Genomic DNA, 17,906 nt, shown 5'->3' with positions numbered 1-17,906 from the left:
GGTGGTATTTTGAGAGTAAAGAAACTTATAGAAAGAAATTTTCATGCATTAATGCATAAAAATTTCAGATACTTTTGGATGGGGCAATGTGCTTCGTTAATTGGAACTTGGATGCAGAATATAGGACAAAGTTGGCTTGTTTTATCTATAACTAACTCTCCATTTTTATTAGGCATTCTTACTACAGTTCAGTTCATTCCTGTAACAATATTTTCTTTATTTGCTGGAGTTATAGTGGACAGATTTCCCAAGAAAAGATTATTACTTTTTACGCAAGCCTCATCAATGATATTAGCATTTATACTATCTGCCATGGTGTTTAGTAACACTGTTAAATATGAATATATATTAATAGTGGCATTCTTACTTGGATGTATAAATTGTATTGATATGCCAACAAGGCAGGCATTTACTGTAGAGATTGCAGGAAAAGAAGATTTAATGAATGCTATTGCACTAAACTCATCTATCTTTAACTTAGCAAGAATATTAGGACCAAGCATAGGAGCAGTAGTTATGGCTTATTTTGGAGCAGCCTGGTGTTTTTTCTTCAATGGAGTAAGCTATCTAGCAGTGTTGTATGGACTTTACAATATTGATGTAGATGGAAACAATATTAAACAAAGAGTTAAAAGCAATATAATAAGCGAAATAAAGGACGGTTTATCTTATGTGAAGAATGATATACTGCTTTTAGAGACCCTACTAATGGTATGCATAATAGGTATATTTGCATTTAATTACAATGTTCTAGTTCCTTCATTTACGAAGTTAGTTTTAGATGGTAATGAAAAGACATATGGGTTATTAATGTCATTTTTAGGGGCAGGCTCTTTAGTAGGAGCTTTAAATGTTTCTATAAGGAGTAAGAGAGGTCCTAAGATGAAGGTGGCATTTATAAGCTCTATCGTTATATCAGCTATGCTTATATTAAATGGATTGAATAAGAGTCTAGCCTTTACAAGCTTACTATTGATTATAACTGGATTTTTTAATATCGCATTCTCTACAACTTCAAACTCTTTATTACAACTTAATTCTAAGGATGAATATAGGGGAAGAGTAATGAGTATATACTCGCTAGTTTTTGCAGGAGCAACACCAATAGGGAGTCTTCTTACTGGATGGATATGCGATAAAATAGGTGCTTCAGCTGGTTTTTTAGTCAGTGGAGGAGCTGTATTAATATTAGTAATAATAATTAGAATAATATTCAAAACAAAAAAAATTGATACTACCTCATAAAAGTATGGCTAATGTGCGAATATATATTATGAATTACATTCAAAAATTAATGAGTGCATTTATTAAGCTTTACAGGAGGATATTAACTTGATTAGAAGTATAGATAAAAGAGTTGAGTCTATAAAAAATAATAATAAAGAAATAGATATTTTTATTGAAGAATTTAAACCATTTATAGTTTCCTCTGCAAGTAAGTTTCTTAATAATTATATTGATTATAATAACGATGAGGAATATAGTGTAGCATTATTAGCATTTAATGAGGCAATTAAGACTTACAATTTCGAAAAAGGCGGTTTTTTGTCTTTTGCTCAAAACATAATAAAATATAGGTTAATAGACTATTTGCGTAAGGAAAGCAAGCAGAAAAATATTTTGACTGAAGGAAATTTTGAAAATGAAGAATCCGAAAGTTTTAATATTCTTGACAAAAATGCAATGGAAGTTTATCAAACTGAGGGGATAAGCTATCTTAGAAAACTTGAGATTGAGCAATTAACAATAGATTTAAAGCAATATGGAATAACATTTGAAGACTTGGTAAAAGCATCTCCTAAATGGGGTACAACTAAAAAAATATATAATCAGATAATAAATGCTTCACTGAAAAGTAATGAAGTCATGGAAGCATTAATTGGAAAAAAGACTTTGAATATTAAGGAGTTAGAAAAGTTAACATCCCTACCCCGAAAAAAAATTGAAAGATCTCGTAGATATATAATAGCAGTGCTAGTAGTTATTATTGGAGATTATCAATATTTAAGAGACTACATTAATTTGGAGGTATAAGGATGAAAGGAATAGTATTAGAGAAACATAAAGGATATGGGATAGTTCTTGATGAAAAAGGAAAATTTCATAAAGTTAAAAATATAGATAGCTTAGTTATAGGGCAAGAATATATTAATAATTCAGGATTTAAATTTAATAGGAGTCTAATATATAAAGTGGCAAGTTTCGCGATGGTAATGCTTTTTGTATCATTTGGCTATGCTTATGCAAAACCAAGCTCTTATATATCTTTAGATATTAACCCAAGTGTAGAATTAAAGTCTAATATGTTTGGAAGAGTAATTGGTGTGAATCCATTAAATGAAGATGGAAAGAAAATTTATAGTGGGTTAAAGCTTAAAGGAGAAAAAGAAGAGGAAGCACTTAAAGAACTAATAAAGGCAGCTAAAGATAATGGATATTTAAAAGTAGGAGAAGATAATGCAGTTGCTATAACATTGTCTTCAAATAGTAAAAATAGTGAAGATAAAGTAGCAGAGTTAGAAGATGAGCTTAAACAAGAGTTAAAGGACGCTGATCTAGGAAAAACTGAAGTAGTAGTACAAAACTTAAACCTAGAAAGACGTGAAGACGCAGAAAAGTTAGGAATATCTCCAGGAAAGATGTTACTTATTGAAAAACTTCAATCAGAAGAACAAGGGGTTAGTGCAGAAGAATATGCTAATAAACCTGTAAAAGAAATTATGAAAGCAATAAATGAAGCTAAGAAGGAAGATAAAACTGAAACTAAGAAAGAAAACTCAAACTCTGAAGAAGTAAATAGTGATAAAAATGCTACTACACAAAAGGAAAATAAAGATAAAGTTCAGAATAAAGATGACAAAGTTAAGAATAGTAATATAGATACAAAAAGTAAGAAAAATGATGATAATAATCAAGTAGAAACAAAGAAATCTTCAAGTGATGGAAAAGAAGGCTCTAATAATAAAGAGAATAAAGATAAAAAATAATTAAGGGACTGAAAAACACATGTTTTTCAGTCTTTTCTTATTAAACAGGCTTTCTAACAAAGGCCATTGTTTGCCACTTCTTGGTTCTCCATCTCCAAAGCATAAGTAGACCTCTAAACCACTCATCACAGGCAAAAGCTACCCACATTCCTGCAAGACCAAACCCCATCTTTATCCCGAAGATATAGGAAAGAGTTACACTGACACCCCACATGGATAAAATGCCCATATAAACTGGAAACTTAACATCGCCAGCAGCTCGCAAAGAATTAATCACAACAACATTAAATGATCGCCCCGGTTCTAAAATTGCGTCTATAATAAGAACTGTTCCACCAACAATGAGGATGGAAGGGTTGTCTGTAAATATTGATAATACCGGAATCCTAAGCAAGGCGAATAGAGTTCCAATGCTAAAAGATATTATAAGAGCTAAACGTAAACTTTTAAGGCAAGTCTTATATGCTTTCTCATTTTCATCTGCCCCAACTAAATGACCCACTAATATTTCAGTTCCTTCCCCTATTGCTACTGAAAATAGATATGCAAACATAACTATATTTTGAACATAAGCCTTTGTTGTGAGGGCTTCATTTCCAAGGAAATTTATGAAATATGTAATGACAAGTTGAGATAAATTATATGAAAAGTGCTCCCCGGCAGTAGGTATGCCTATCTTTAGGAGGTCTTTTACAATATTTTTAGGAAAAGGGGTTATATTTTTAATGCTTATGCCATGCTCTACATTTTTAAATACAACATAAAGCATTATTATAAGTCCTAATAATTTGCTAATATTAGTAGAGATAGCTACTCCACGTACTCCTAAAACAGGTAAGCCTAAGGGGCCAAATATAAAGATATAATCGAGAATAACGTGTACAATGTTTATTCCCAAGGTAACAAGCATAGATATTTTAGTCAAACCATGACTTCTAACAATTGCTGTACATGTCATCATAACTGATTGTAGGAATAAACATCCTCCAACAATCTTAAGATATTCTGCTGCAAAGCTCATAAGTTCTGGTCTTATTCCCATTGTACTAAGAATTCCATGAGCAGCTAAGAACATTATTAAGCTTAGGAAAAGTCCAAAAATACAGTTGATAATTAATGATACTGTAGCAACTTTAGACGCCATTTTCCTATTCCCAGCACCAAGGTTTTGAGCAATAAGCACTGATGTTCCAGTAGAAAGAATACCAAACATTATATTCATCATTGTAATAAGTTGATTTGAAACACCAACAGCGGCAACTGCATTATCTGAATATCTGCTTAACATAAGGGTATCTACGCTGCCTAGAAGCATAAAAAGCAAGGTTTCAATGAATATTGGCCAAGTTAATTTAAATACAGTTAATTTTTTAGTGGATAAGGGATTAGATGTCATGTTAATCCTCCAAGTAAAATGCAACTTTTATAAATTTTTTCTCAAATAAAAAGCTTATTATACTCATTGTATAATAAGCTTTTAAAATAAGTCAATTTTATGGAAACTATGGAAGCAATCTAACAAATTCTTGGTGAAGCTCTGCTTTAAGTTCGAAGTTTAGTTCCTTTAATACCGTATTAAGTGCCTTTAATGTAAGATATAATTTATCTTCATAACAATTTTCTCCCATATGGCCAATTCTAAAGATTTTATCTTGTAAAAAATCAAAGCCACCTGCAATTATTATATTATGCTCCTTGATTAATTTATTAAATATATCTTTATATTCAATTCCAGAAGGAACAAGAACTGTAGTTACAGTATTTGAAAAATGATCATTAGGGAAAAGTTCTAATCCTGAGTTTATTAGTGCACCTCTAACAGCATTAGCAAATAGCGTATGTCTTTTAATAATGTTTTTATCGTCAAGTACGTTATCTATTGCTTGAGTTAGTGCATAAATATCACTAATAGGTTGAGTATAAGGGAACCATTTTTCTTCATACCAGTTCTTCCATATAGATAAGTTGGTGTAGAAACCTTGTACAGGAGTTTTTCTATTATTCATTGCATCTTGTGCTCTTTCGCTTATAGATAGGAAGGTTAAACCTGGAGGTGCAGAAAGACATTTCTGCGAACCTCCAATGACCACATCTATTTTCCATTCATCTATATTTATTTCTTCTCCAGCAATACTAGAAACAGCATCAACTATAGAGATAATTCCATGCTTATTAAGTAGCTTACATATATCAGAGATTGGATTAGTTATCCCAGAAGGAGTTTCACAGTGAACTAAGGTTGCAATCTTAAAATCATGATTTTCTTGTAGAAAGTTTTCAAGCTTATCATAATCTATGCCCTTTCTTCTATCATCATGAAAATAAGTAACTTCCCCACCGTATATTTTGCAGAAATCTCCAAACCCTTCGCCATATATTCCATTTTCAATACATAATACCTTATCGCCCTTTTCAACTAGAGAAGCACAAGCCGCTTCTAAACCTAGTATTCCTTCTCCAGATAGAATAAGGATATTATTTTCAGTTTTTAAAAGAGTTTGAAGTTTATTACAAGTTTCTTTATAAAATTCATAAAAATCTAGGTCCAAATCAGGGTTAGTAATTTCTTGGCTTAATGCCACTCTTACATTTTCTCTTATATAAGTTGGACCTGGAGTCATAATTAATTTATCCATTTATATCTCCTTAAGCTCTAGTTAATAAATTTCTTTTTATAAAAGCAGATTTAACTGCAGTTGCAAGAGGAAGACCTAAGACTGTGCCTACTACACATTGCATAAAATTACCCCAAATTGATTGTATAGGTGCATATAAGTTTCCGTAAAGAATAACTTCAGCTATATAGTATCCACCTATCATTATTATGGTAGCTAAAGCTATTCCCAAAAGGTTAAAAAATAAAGATTTTGAGGCCTTACCATTAGTGCCTTTATCAGATAGATAACCTATAGTATATCCCATGGCAAACCTAATTATAAAAGTAAAAGGTGCCCAAGGTAAAAATGAACTTGTTATATCAAATAGTGCCATTCCGAAAGCAGCTGATATTGCTCCTGCTCTTTTACCAAATACTATTGCAATGGTAAAAGCCATAACATTTCCTAAATGAAATAGGCCACCTGGAGTAGGTCCAGGAATATTTATGAATCTCGTTGCTACATAGATTAATGCAATAAATAATCCATAAAGCGCGATATCACTTGTTTTTGATTTGTTTGTTGTGTTTGATGTCATGATGATTGCCCCCTTAATATTATTAATGTTATTATCTTAAAACAATTTAAAAAAAATGCAAAATGTATGGATACAATTATTTGTATATTAATAATAGGTATTAATTGATATTTTATATGAATAAAAATATAATAAAGATGCAAAGATAATTTAAGGGAAAAATATAGAAAAAATTTAATTTGTAAGGGTTGAGGATTTTGAAGAAAGTATTAATATTACTTGATGTTATAATCATGTTTATTGCGGCAATTGCCTTTTTTAGTTATAAAGAAAAACTTGCAATGGATAGGGAGGTATCATCAGCTAAAGAGGTATCTACAAGTTCAGAGGTTTCATTTGGAGTGATTGGGGATTTGCACGAAAAAATAGATAATTTTTATAAATTAGCTGAAGATTTTCATGAAATAAATCCACAAATGGATGCTTTAATAATGAATGGAGATGTAGTAGGTCAAGGAATTCCAAGTCAATATGAATCAGTAAAAAAAGCATTGGATAAAAAGAGTTCAATTTTACCTAAGATAATAATAAGTAATATAGGAAATCACGAATTTTTTGATTATAATATAGAGCAAAATTCTCCAGAGCAAGTTGAAGTATTTAAAAAAAGATATCTAGACTTTTCAGGAGAAGAACTTGTATATCATGATAAATGGATTAAAGAGTATCACTTTATATCTCTTGGTTCGGAATCTGGAAACACTCAAGAACTTGGATCTATGAAGGCATTTTTATCTGATAAACAATTAAAATGGTTGGAAGAAAAGCTAGCAGAAAAATACGTAAAGGGTAAACCTATTTTTGTATTTTTACATCAACCATTAAATAATAATGGAAAAGGGTTTACAGGAGTGGAACAAGGGCAGCAAGTTAAGGATATACTATCGAGATATCCAGAGGTAGTCTTATTTACCTCCCATACGCATGCTCCGTTAGATGAGAAAGGTATAAAAACTAATCTCCCATTTACAACAGTCCATACAGGAGCTGTAGCCTATACTATAGTAACAGATGGTTCGGGTAACAGACAGAATGTAAACTATAATCAAGGGCTATACGTGGAAGTAAATAATGGCAAGGTAACAATAAAAGGCAGGAGCTTTAATGATAAGAAATGGTTATTTTCAAAGGATATAAGTGAGTAATATAAAAAGATGGAATAAGTCTATAAGCTTATTCCATCTTTTATGATTAAGATTTTTCTAAAATCGTATCTTTTTCTGTTTTTAGATTTGATATATTTTCAAGTAAAGATTTTTTATCATCTCTTAAGGAAGACTGAATTTTTTCAATAGCAGTTCTTAAAGCTTTAACATCTTGTAGAGCATCTTTTATTGGTGCTTCAACCATAAGATCTGCAAAGAAGTTGTCAAAAAGACTATCGCATAAAGAATCTAATTCATTTAGATTTATAGTATCTTGTAGTGTATCATCTAAATCACTTAATTCTACTTTATACTTACTTAATTGTAATTTTACTTGATTTATGTAATCGGAAATGTTTTCTATTTTAAGTTGACTTGTAACTTTATTAAGATTGGTTTCTCTTAATACACTTTCTGCATCTTCTAATTCTGAAGTTAAGTTTCTTAATACTGAATATAACTCTGAACCTTGATCAATAGCTTCATTAATTTCTTTAAGTTCAAGGTTAAGCTTGTTAATATTGCTAGAAATCGCAACTAATTTCTCTTTACTAGGGTTGTCTGAAGCATAAAGAGATGCCTCTTTCTCACTTAATAATTTATTATAATCTTGTTCCAAGGTATAGTAGCTAGAAGCTTCTTCTGATAATTGTTTTTTTTCTTCTAAAAGTGTCATTAGATAATTATTACACTTTTCAAAGTTTGCTTTTGCTTCAAGAAGTTCCCTATTTTCCTCTGAAATCTTCTTATCGTACTTACCTGATAGCTTTAAAAAAAGTGTAGTTAAAGAGAAAGAGTTTAATTCCTTAACATCTGATTCTTCGTTATCCCAAATATCACTTAATGCCATAAGTTGATGTTTAGTTCTTATTATTTCTTTCTCGATTTTAGATAACTTTTCTAATAATTTTGAGTAATAAAGTAATTTTCCTCTCATTTCATGAAGGGATTCATTAATTGTTTTTGTCATAATCCTGCACCTCTAAAATTAATAAATAATGATTTCATAATATCATATATATTATATTACAATATCTTAGCATTAAACTAAATAAATAAAAAATTACGATAAAATTAATTTTCTAATCAAATTCTAATAATTCATTAATCATTCTATAATTAATGAAATCTATAATAAAAGTGTAGAGTAAATGAATGATTTAAAAAAATGAAAAACATATAAATTTTGGAGGGATTATTATGATAACAATAGAGATGATTGATGAATTAAGAGCAAGAGTAGATGTAACTTACGAAGATGCTAAAGAAGCATTAGAAAACTCTCAAGGAGATATTTTAGAAGCTATAATATATCTTGAGAGAAATAATAAGGTTAATTCAAAAAAACAAGAGTTTAAAGAAGAGCACGAAAAAGAACAAAAAGAAGAGCAAGATGGTTTTACAAAGGCTGTATGCAAAGTGATTTCTTGGTCAAAGAATGTTTTAAGAAAAGGCAATTCAAACCACTTAGTGATTATGAAAAATGATAATGTAATACTAAGACTTTCACTAACAGTAATAGTTTTAGTAGTTGTATTAGCACCATATATCTCAATACCATTACTATTATTAGCGTTATTTACAGGCCATAAAATTAAATTTATTGGAGACGATATAGAGAAAACTAGGGCTAATGATACAATGGATAAAGCTAGCACAACAGCAGAAAACATTAAAAGTGAATTTGCTAAATAATAATCAAGGGGATGTTTTTAAAGAGTTGCAGTAGAGATACGAGATTCTTTAAAAATATCCTTATTTTATTTTTATGATAGGTTATAATTTAATTAAAATACTTGAGGGGTTGAAATAATGAAGGGAAAAATATTGATTATTGAAGATGAAGTTAAAATAGCAAGATTTGTTGAATTAGAGCTTAATTATGAAGGGTATGAAGTAGAGAAGGCTCATGATGGAAGGATAGGTTTTGAAACATTTAAGAATGGAAATTTTGATTTGATTCTATTAGATATTATGCTGCCTACAATGAGTGGAATTGAAGTTTTAAGACGTGTAAGAGCAATATCAGAAATTCCTGTTATTATGTTAACCGCCAAGGACGAAACTGTAGATAAGGTAACAGGGCTTGATCTTGGGGCAGATGATTATGTAACAAAACCTTTTGAGATTGAAGAGTTATTAGCAAGGATAAGGGTGGCTTTAAAGAGAAAAAGTGTAAGTAGAATTGAGGGCAATATATTAACTGCAGGAAAGCTTAAGGTTGACTTGGAAAAATACACTGTAAGCTATGATCAAGAAGCGATAGAGATAACCAAAAGAGAATTTGATCTATTAAAATATCTTCTAGAAAATAAAAACAAAGTATTATCTAGAGAAAAAATAGTTGAAGAAGTTTGGGGCTATGATTACTATGGAGATACTAATGTAGTAGATGTTTATATAAGATATTTAAGAAGTAAATTAGATGATAAGTTTAATAAAAAAATAATCTATACCGTAAGAGGGGTAGGGTATTCAGTGAAAGATGAATAACAATAAATTTAACGATATAAGCAAAGAATATGCTGAAAATGTGAAAAAAGAAATTAAGAAAACTTCAGAAGGAATAATTACAAGGATTAGATTGTCAATAGTTTTAAAGTTAAATACTATGTATACCTTGCGGTTAATTGGGATGTTGATTTTTTTCAATATTGCAATTAGCATTATTTATGGTTATGCAGTTTATAAGACAAATAAAAGTAAGGTAATTGAGTCTGTTAGTTATATATCTCAAATACAAAAACAACAAAAAGATCTGCCTACAGGGATTATTGAAGGCGTTGGACATACTGAGGGGATTAACTATTATTTTTATGATGAAAATAATAATTTAATGTACGCAAATAATAGTGAGACTGCAGAATTAATTAATACGGTTTTTAAAATAGATAATGAAAATTCATTGAAAACTAATGAAAATCCATTTAATTCAAAGGAAGCTTTAAATAAGAAAATAAATACACTATTAAATATTAATTATGTATATGAAAAAAGGCTTACTACTGAGAACGGAGATATCAAGGTAGTAGCTCAATATGGATTTGCTAAAGAGCTAAATGAGTTAAAGATAATATTAAGTATATTAATATTGGTAGAGGTTGTACTAATTTTATTATCTTTAAGTAAAGCAACTAAGGGAACAAAGAAGATATTAAAGCCAATTGATGAAATGAATAATACGGTTAAGAATATTACAATAAATGAGTTGAATACAAGACTCAATATAAGTGGGACACAAAATGAACTTAAGGATTTATCGATAACAGTAAATGATATGCTTGATAGGATTCAAAAATCTTACGAAGTTCAAAATCAATTTGTATCAGATGCATCTCATGAGTTAAGAACTCCTATAGCTGTAATTCAAGGATATGTAAAGTTACTAGATAGATGGGGAAAAGAGGATCAAAAGGTTCTACAAGAATCTATTGATGCAATTAAATCTGAAGCTGAAAATATGAAGAAGCTAGTTGAGAATCTTTTGTTTTTAGCAAGAGGAGATAAAAATACACAAGATATAAATTTTGAAATATTTACATTAGAAAATTTAATGGAGGAAATACTAAAGGATACTCAATTAATTGATAGCAATCACAATATAATTCTAGAAAGAAATGATAGTGTAGAAATTTATGGTGATAGAAAGCTAATTAAGCAAATGCTAAGAATATTCATTGATAATAGTATAAAGTATACTCCAATTGATGGAACTATAAAGCTAAACTCTTATTTAGAAAAGAAAGAAGTTTTAATATTAATTGAAGATAATGGAATAGGGATATCAGAAGAAGATTTACCTAAAATATTCAATAGATTTTATAGAGCAGATGAGTCTAGAACAAGAGAAACAGGAGGAACGGGGCTTGGACTATCCATAGCAAGGTGGATAGTTAAAAGTCATAAGGGACAAATATCAGTTAAGAGTGCTTTAGATAAGGGAACTAAGATAATTATTAGTTTGCCTTTAAATAAAGATGAATAAAAATACATTAGAAATTTTTAATTATCCGTAAAGTTTTTGCATAAGTAGTAAATGTGAGATAAAAAAAGAGTATAATGATTTTAGAATTATAGATAGAGTCATAGTGGGTATAGTCAATGCTCGCTATGACTTTTTTGAGGCGGTGAAACCTATATGGATTTTTTAAACAAGTATATTAAAAAATACTGGAGATTATTTCTTCTTGCAGTTCTTTTCCTTACATTAGAGGCTTTGTGTGATTTATTACAGCCTACAATAATGTCAAGAATAGTAGATATTGGAGTAGCTGAAAAGAATATGGACTATGTAATAAAACTAGGAGGCATAATGCTTTTAGTAACATTGGTAGGAGCTATAGCGGCATCAACTAGAAATATAATAGCAACTAATGTTTCTCAAAATTTTGGTGCAGAATTAAGACTAGATTTATATAAGAAGATACAAAGTTTTTCTTCCAAAAACATAGATGAATTTGATAGAGCATCCCTGATTACGAGATTGACAAATGATGTGAATCAAATCCAAGTTTTTGCTAATGGTCTTATGCGAATTTTTGTTAAGGCTCCTTTATTATGTATAGGAAGTTTATTTATGGTTATAAGATTAAATTATAGATTGGCTCTAATATTATTGGCAGTAATTCCAGTGGTATTTATTATTATTTCTATGAACATGAAGATAGGATATCCTTTGTTTAGGAAAGTGCAAAAAGCTTTAGACAAGGTAAATAGCATAATGAGAGAATATCTGTCGGGAATACGAGTAGTTAAGGCATTTAATAGATTTAGCTATGAAGAAAATAGGTTTGGAAATTCAAACGAAGAATTATCAGAAATATCAACTAAAGCAATGAAGAGGATGGCTATATTTTCTCCTGCAATTACCTTTACTGTAAATTTAGGAATAGTTGCAGTGATATGGCTAGGGGGAGTAAAGGTAAATCAAGGGCAAATGCAGGTAGGCCAAATAATAGCTTTTGTAAACTATATGACCCAAATTTTATTTTCACTTATGATAATTTCAAATGTATTTAACATGTTAGTAAGAGCAAAAGCCTCGGCAGAGCGTATAGAAGAAGTATTTTCTAAAGAAAATACAATGATTATAAAGGGCAAACCAATAAAAGAGTTTGCTTCAAAAGGTAAGATAGATTTTATAAATATAAGCTTTAGTTATTCAGAGTCTTATGAGGAAAAAGTACTTAATAATATATCCTTTAGTTGCTTAGAAGGAGAAACTGTAGGAATAATTGGATCTACTGGTTCAGGTAAAAGCACTCTTGTGAATTTGATTCCAAGGTTTTACGATGCTATTGATGGTGAAATAAGAGTTGATGATATAGATGTAAAGGAGTTAGATACTAAGGTCTTAAGAGAAAAGATAGCTATTGTGCCTCAGAAGACAGTTCTATTTACTGGTACAATATCTGAGAATATTAGGTGGGGAAATGAAAAGGCAACTGAAGAGCATATAGAGAAAGTTTCAACTATTGCTAGAATTCATGATTTTATTGAGAAATTGCCAGATGGATATGATACTTTAATAGGACAAGGTGGAGTGAATTTTTCAGGTGGCCAGAAACAGAGAATTTCAATTGCGAGAGCGTTAGTAAAAGATCCGGAAATATTGATTTTAGATGATTGCACAAGTGCACTAGATGTTACCACAGAAGCTGAAATAAGGGAAGAATTAAGAAAATACTCAAGTGAGCTTACTACTATAATCATAGCTCAGAGAATTACTTCTGTAATGAATACGGATAGAACAATTGTTTTAGATAAAGGTGAGATTGTAGGGATTGGAACTCATAAGGAACTTATGAAGGAATGTGAAACTTATCAAGAGATATTTAAGTCACAAATTGGGAAGGAGGCAATATAAGAATGAAGGAAGATAATTCAAATAACGTTACTCCCCCATCATTGATGAGAAGAGGTCCAGGCCAAGGAAATAGAATGGCACCTGTAGTAAAACCAAAGAATTTTAAAGGAACTATGAAAAGGTTGTGGAACTATTTTGGAAAAGAGAGAAACCTATTGTTAATAACCTTTGTATTTATAATTATTGATGCAGTAATAACACTTTTAGTTCCATATATAATTGGAAAGTCCATAGATGCAATGTCTAGTAATAATCATAGAGTGAATTTTTCAATATTAACATACATTATAATAGCCTTATTTGGAGCATATTTTATTGATGCGGTTCTAAATTTTCTGCAAGGCTGGCTAATGGCAGGTATATCTCAAAGAATAGTAAAAGGTCTTAGAAGAACTTTATTTAGTAAGCTGCAGAAATTACCTATAGGTTTTTTTGACACCCATCCTCATGGTGAGGTAATGAGTAGGCTAACTAATGACATAGAAAATGTAAGTAGTACCATATCTCAATCAACAACTCAGCTTATGTCTGGGGCAATTACGATTTTGGGCTCTTTAATAATGATGCTAGTCCTAAGTCCAATATTAACTTTAGCAAGCATAATAACAGCTCCTTTAGTTTATTTACTTACAAAGGTAATAGCTAAGAAAACAAAGGTATTATTTAAAGAGCAGCAAGTTCAGTTAGGAAGATTAAATGGATATATTGAGGAAACTATTTCAGGAATAGATGTAGTAAAAGCTTTTAATCATGAAGATAAGGCTATTGAAGAATTTCAGGAGCTAAATTCAAGTTTATGCACTGTGGGCCTTAAGGCTCAGATTTGGTCAGGGTTTCTAATGCCTTTAATGAATGTAATTAATAATGTTGGATTTGCAGTAGTAGCTGGTATTGGTGGTTCTTTAGCAGTAAACGACCTTATTACAGTAGGGGTAATAGCTAGCTTTTTAAGTTATTCCAGACAATTTACTAGACCTTTAAATGACTTGGCAAATATTTTTAATACACTACAATCAGCAGTAGCTGGTGCAGAAAGAGTTTTCGATATTTTGGATGAGGAAGAGGAGCCTTTGGATATAGAGAATGCAATTTCCCTTGAAAATATTAAAGGACATGTAGTTTTTGAAGATGTATCCTTTGGGTATAGAGCGGACGTTCCTATACTTAAAAATATTAGTTTCGAATCTAAAGAGGGCACAGATACAGCTCTAGTAGGGCCAACCGGAGCGGGTAAAACAACAATAGTTAATTTGCTTACTAGGTTTTATGATGTTACAGAGGGCAGAATTTTAATTGATGGAAGAGACATAAGAGAATATACAAGAGAAAGCCTTAGAAAAGCCTTTGGTGTAGTTCTTCAGGATACTTATCTTTTTTCAGGTACAATAAAGGAAAATATAAAGTATGGAAAACCAGAGGCCACAGATGAAGAGGTTGAAGTAGCGGCAATTATGGCAAATGCAGATGCTTTTATAAAAAGATTGCCTAGTGGATATGATACTATGCTTTGGGAAAGTGGAGGAAACTTAAGCCAAGGGCAGAGACAACTTTTAGCTATAGCTAGAGCTATTTTATCAAAACCAAGTATTTTAATATTGGATGAAGCAACAAGTAGTGTTGATACAAGAACAGAACGAAGAATACAAGAAGCCATGTTAAATATGATGAAAGGGCGTACGAGCTTTATAATAGCCCATAGATTAAGCACTATAAGGGATGCCAATACTATAATGGTTATAGATAACGGGAATATTATTGAAAGTGGAAATCATGACGAACTTATTAAAAAAGAAGGGGTATATTCTAATATGTACTTTAACCAATTTAAAAACATAAGTGAATAGAATATTAAGATTAAGGGATGGATGATTAAAAAATCCATCCTTTTTTGAAAAATTTCTTTATAATTATTAAATAATATGAGATATTAAGAACATAACATTTTAATAAGTAAGTGAGTGGATAATATGAAAATTAAAAAGAAACCTTGGCTGTTTTTGTCTCTAATTTTGATAATCTTTTTAGCTGGTGGTTATTATATTTATAATTTAAATACAAATAGGGATAAGAAAGTGGATCCTAAGATTAAAAGAGGGGAACCGGTATCAATATTTGTAACATCAGATATACATTACTTACCTGATAGTATAAATGATCATGGGGAAGCTTTTCAAAGATTTGTAAGCTTAGGTGATGGGAAACAAACGGATTATATTGAACAAATTACAGATGCCTTTATAAATGATATTAAAAAAAGTAAACCTCAATTTCTTATAATAAGTGGGGACTTAACAAGTAATGGTGAAAAGGCGAGTCATGAGGAATTGATTAAGAAGTTACATAAGATAGAGGAACTTGGGACTTCGGTATATGTTATTCCAGGAAATCATGATATTTTGAATCCTAATGCAAGAAGTTTTAGGGGAGAAGATCAATATAAAACTGATTATATAACAAATATAGAGTTTCCAAAGTTATATAAGGATTTTGGATATGATGAAGCTGTTTCAAGAGATAAGAAGACATTAAGTTATTTGGTTGCACCAACAGAAGATACTTGGTTTCTTATGCTAGATACAGCAAAATATATGAATAACATTAAAAATGGATCTCCAGAAGTAGGGGGACAGATTACTAAAGAAACATTTGAATGGATTAAAAAATGTAGTGATTTAGCAAAAGCTCATAATGCAAAGTTAATAACAGTTATGCATCACAACTTAATGGATCACAGTGGAGTGGTGAAAAAAGATTATACTTTAGATAATAGTAAAGATGCTATTGATGAATTTACAAAAGATGGAATAAACTTGGTTTTGACAGGGCATATACATATTCAAAATATAAACTCCGCTCAAGATAACAATACCAAGATTTATGATATAGCAACTAGTTCATTGGCGGTATATCCTCAGCAGTACGGAATCATAAATTATGATAAGGAAAAGGAATACGATTATAGTACTAAATCTGTTGATGTTGAAGCCTATGCGAAAGAAAATGGATTAAAAGATAAAAACCTAATTAATTTTAAATCTTATTCCGAAGGGTATTTTGGGGATAAAGCATATGATAGGGCATACGAAAATCTAGCTAGTTCAGGACAATATACAGTTGAAGAAATTAAAGCTATGAGCAATATAATGAGAATAGTAAATCTTAATTATTTTGCAGGAACTGAATATAAGATTGGTGATGAAATAAAAAACACTGAAGGATTCAAACTTTGGGAAAAGGATACATCTATGTTTCAACGTAATTATATCTTAAGTATAATAAATGGGAAGAAAGAAGATAATACCCATTTGCATATTGAAAAATAGTTAAAAATACAGAAGTTTTCTTAATGGTAGGAAGCTTCTGTATTTTATTGCATTATAAAGTAAAATATTAATAACAATGATTGTTGAGAACAATTGGCAATTGAAGTATAGTAGATAGTAATAGAAATATTTATTATAAGATATTTGAAAGAGGTTAGAATTATGGATAATAATAAGTTGGGGAATGTATCCAGTGAATATAAAAGCACAGGAATTTTGGGAGGAATAAGTTTAATGAAAATAGCAGCAATTATTTTTGCTTTAGCATTGTATGTTATCATTAATTACTATATAGGGTTAAGAGGAATTCAATTAGTACAACTTTTAAACAAGAGTATAAATACTAAAGTTTTATGGGTAATCTTTTGGGTTATTGCTTTTAGCTATATTTTTAGTATGGCACTACCTAAGATTCTACCTAAAACTGTTATAGGTGGACTAGATTACATAGGATCATATTATATGGCTGTAATGATGTATTTACTAATAATTTTACCTATAGTAGATATTTTGAGAATATTAAATGGTAAACTAGGTATTTTTCAAATAACAGATTTCTTTAAGGCAACTGTAGGTATAGTTATAACAATTTTTATTATGTTTATTTTGGTTTATGGAACTTGGAATGCAAGTCACACTGTTATAAAGGATTATGAAGTAAACATAAATAAAAATGCAGGAGCTATTAAAGATTTAAAGATCATTATGGCATCAGATATTCATATCGGAAGTGTTGGATATAAGGATAGGATGGAAAAGTTGGTTGAGATGACCAATAGGGAAAATCCAGATATGGTCCTACTTGCTGGAGATATAATAAATGATGATATACAACCATATATAGATGAGAATATAAGTGAGTATATGAAAGCAGTAAAATCAAAATATGGAGTTTTTGCAGTTACTGGAAATCATGAATATATAAGTGGAAAAGCAGATAAACTAGTAGATTTTTTGGAGGAATCTGGAGTTAAGGTTCTTCAAGATGAATATTTTAAGGTGGATGATAGCTTCTACGTAGTAGGAAGAAATGATATATCGGGAATGAGCTATTCTGGAATGAAGAGAAAAGATTTATCAGAAATAATGAAGGACGTAGATAGAAGTAAGCCTATATTTTTAATGGATCATCAACCGAAGAATCTTCAGGAATCAGTTGAAGCAGGAGTGGACTTAGAAGTCTCTGGACATACGCATAGAGGACAATTAGCCCCTGGAGAGCTAATAACAGGAAAGCTTTTTGAGGTTGACTGGGGTATGCTTAAAAAAGGAAACTTCACTGAAATAGTTTCTTCCGGTTTTGGGACTTGGGGGCCTCCTATAAGAATAGGGAGTAGATCAGAGTTAGTAAGAATAAAAGTTAAATTAAATGAATAGATAGGGGTAGGAT

15 protein-coding genes are annotated in these 17,906 nt (G+C 30.3%); 11 read left to right on the top strand and 4 right to left on the bottom strand.

Going from position 1 to position 17,906, the window contains the following annotated elements; genetic code table 11:
• The first annotated feature begins 9 nt into the window (after positions 1-9).
• The 3 genes from L1S47_RS12915 (at position 10) to L1S47_RS12905 (ending at position 2,987) form a co-directional block, all read left to right on the top strand.
• Positions 10-1,245: an MFS transporter gene (locus L1S47_RS12915; RefSeq protein WP_238883948.1), complete on the top strand. Its 1,236-nt coding sequence runs from the start codon at positions 10-12 to the stop codon at positions 1,243-1,245.
• An 87-nt stretch (positions 1,246-1,332) separates the two neighbouring features.
• Positions 1,333-2,034 carry an RNA polymerase sigma-I factor gene (sigI, locus tag L1S47_RS12910; RefSeq protein WP_238883947.1) on the top strand — a complete coding sequence of 234 codons (702 nt, stop codon included), beginning with the start codon at positions 1,333-1,335 and terminating at the stop codon, positions 2,032-2,034.
• A 2-nt stretch (positions 2,035-2,036) separates the two neighbouring features.
• Positions 2,037-2,987: a hypothetical protein gene (locus tag L1S47_RS12905; RefSeq protein ID WP_238883946.1), complete on the top strand. Its 951-nt coding sequence runs from the start codon at positions 2,037-2,039 to the stop codon at positions 2,985-2,987.
• Positions 2,988-3,027: 40 nt separating this feature from the next.
• Here the strand turns inward: L1S47_RS12905 and L1S47_RS12900 are convergent, their stop codons facing one another.
• The 3 genes from L1S47_RS12900 to L1S47_RS12890 form a co-directional block, all read right to left on the bottom strand.
• A complete protein-coding gene (locus tag L1S47_RS12900) occupies positions 3,028-4,383 on the bottom strand; it encodes an MATE family efflux transporter (RefSeq protein WP_238883945.1) in 1,356 nt (451 codons plus the stop codon).
• A gap of 106 nt (positions 4,384-4,489) precedes the next feature.
• Positions 4,490-5,623 (bottom strand): alanine--glyoxylate aminotransferase family protein, encoded by a 1,134-nt coding sequence (locus L1S47_RS12895; RefSeq protein WP_238883944.1) that lies wholly within the window; start codon positions 5,621-5,623, stop codon positions 4,490-4,492.
• 10 nt (positions 5,624-5,633) lie between these two features.
• Positions 5,634-6,182, bottom strand: coding sequence for an ECF transporter S component (locus L1S47_RS12890; protein ID WP_238883943.1), 549 nt, complete (start codon positions 6,180-6,182; stop codon positions 5,634-5,636).
• 197 nt (positions 6,183-6,379) lie between these two features.
• Between L1S47_RS12890 and L1S47_RS12885 the strand changes: the two genes are divergently transcribed.
• Complete coding sequence (locus L1S47_RS12885; protein ID WP_238883942.1) at positions 6,380-7,327, top strand: metallophosphoesterase; 948 nt, start codon at positions 6,380-6,382, stop codon at positions 7,325-7,327.
• A 46-nt stretch (positions 7,328-7,373) separates the two neighbouring features.
• On the opposite strand, the gene L1S47_RS12880 is transcribed toward L1S47_RS12885, so the two are convergent.
• Positions 7,374-8,297, bottom strand: coding sequence for a hypothetical protein (locus L1S47_RS12880; protein ID WP_238883941.1), 924 nt, complete (start codon positions 8,295-8,297; stop codon positions 7,374-7,376).
• A 230-nt stretch (positions 8,298-8,527) separates the two neighbouring features.
• Here L1S47_RS12880 and L1S47_RS12875 point away from each other — a divergent pair, with 230 nt between their 5' ends.
• The 7 genes from L1S47_RS12875 (at position 8,528) to L1S47_RS12845 (ending at position 17,893) form a co-directional block, all read left to right on the top strand.
• The gene (locus L1S47_RS12875) at positions 8,528-9,022 is read left to right on the top strand and encodes a DUF4342 domain-containing protein (RefSeq protein WP_238883940.1); all 495 of its coding nucleotides are present in this window, start codon (positions 8,528-8,530) and stop codon (positions 9,020-9,022) included.
• A gap of 117 nt (positions 9,023-9,139) precedes the next feature.
• Entirely contained in the window at positions 9,140-9,820 is a 681-nt protein-coding gene (locus L1S47_RS12870) for a response regulator transcription factor (RefSeq protein ID WP_238883939.1), read from the top strand.
• Positions 9,813-11,312: a HAMP domain-containing sensor histidine kinase gene (locus L1S47_RS12865; protein ID WP_238883938.1), complete on the top strand. Its 1,500-nt coding sequence runs from the start codon at positions 9,813-9,815 to the stop codon at positions 11,310-11,312. The genes L1S47_RS12870 and L1S47_RS12865 overlap by 8 nt, the downstream gene beginning before the upstream one ends.
• 153 nt (positions 11,313-11,465) lie before the next feature.
• Positions 11,466-13,193, top strand: a complete 1,728-nt coding sequence (locus L1S47_RS12860; protein WP_238883937.1) for an ABC transporter ATP-binding protein — start codon at positions 11,466-11,468, stop codon at positions 13,191-13,193.
• 2 nt (positions 13,194-13,195) lie between these two features.
• Positions 13,196-15,037: an ABC transporter ATP-binding protein gene (locus tag L1S47_RS12855; protein ID WP_238883936.1), complete on the top strand. Its 1,842-nt coding sequence runs from the start codon at positions 13,196-13,198 to the stop codon at positions 15,035-15,037.
• Positions 15,038-15,160: 123 nt separating this feature from the next.
• A complete protein-coding gene (locus L1S47_RS12850; protein WP_238883935.1) occupies positions 15,161-16,516 on the top strand; it encodes a metallophosphoesterase in 1,356 nt (451 codons plus the stop codon).
• A gap of 162 nt (positions 16,517-16,678) precedes the next feature.
• Positions 16,679-17,893 carry a metallophosphoesterase gene (locus L1S47_RS12845; RefSeq protein ID WP_238883934.1) on the top strand — a complete coding sequence of 405 codons (1,215 nt, stop codon included), beginning with the start codon at positions 16,679-16,681 and terminating at the stop codon, positions 17,891-17,893.
• Positions 17,894-17,906: the final 13 nt, after the last annotated feature.

Origin of the sequence: Clostridium sp. YIM B02551 (genome assembly GCF_022324735.1) — a bacterium.
Taxonomy (GTDB): domain Bacteria; phylum Bacillota; class Clostridia; order Clostridiales; family Clostridiaceae; genus Clostridium_T; species Clostridium_T paridis.
Note: the sequence above shows the minus strand (reverse complement) of the source record. Positions and strands in the feature narration are given on the sequence as shown.